Below are 527 nucleotides of genomic sequence, written 5' to 3' on the forward strand. Positions count from 1 at the left end.
CGTTCACGGTGTCGATCGGCTCGGACGGCAAGCTGACGGTTGTGCAGAATGTCGCGCTTGAGCACCTGGTCGATGGTTCGACGGCGGCGGCCTACAACGATGCGCTGACCCTTGCCGGCAAGATCGGCGTGACGGCGACGGTGACGGACGCGGACGGCGACACGGCGAGCACGGGCGTGATCAACGTCGGTGGCGCGGTGACCTTCCTGGATGACGGCCCGTCGATCACCAACGYGGTGGTCGGCAGTTCGGTGACGCTTGACGAGACGAACAACGGCCCGACGACGGACGGCGTGCTGACCCCGGCGCTGATGACGGCAACGAGCGCTGCGGCGATCGTGACGGTTTCGTCGAGCTATGGCGCCGACGGCGCCGGAACGACGACCTATGCCCTGTCGGTGACACAGGCGAACTCCGGACTTGCGACGGCACAGGGCGATCATGCGATCACGCTGGTGCAGGTCGGAAGCACGATCGAGGGCCAGTACAACGACGGCGCGACGCACACGGCGTTCACGGTGTCGATC

1 protein-coding gene is annotated in these 527 nt (G+C 66.5%); it reads left to right on the plus strand.

The features are described 5' to 3' along the window. Positions 1–527: DUF5801 repeats-in-toxin domain-containing protein (locus AC1D10_RS35585; protein WP_477279995.1), on the plus strand; the 527-nt coding region annotated here is incomplete at both ends.

It is taken from the genome of Mesorhizobium sp. P2_A8, assembly GCF_056404935.1.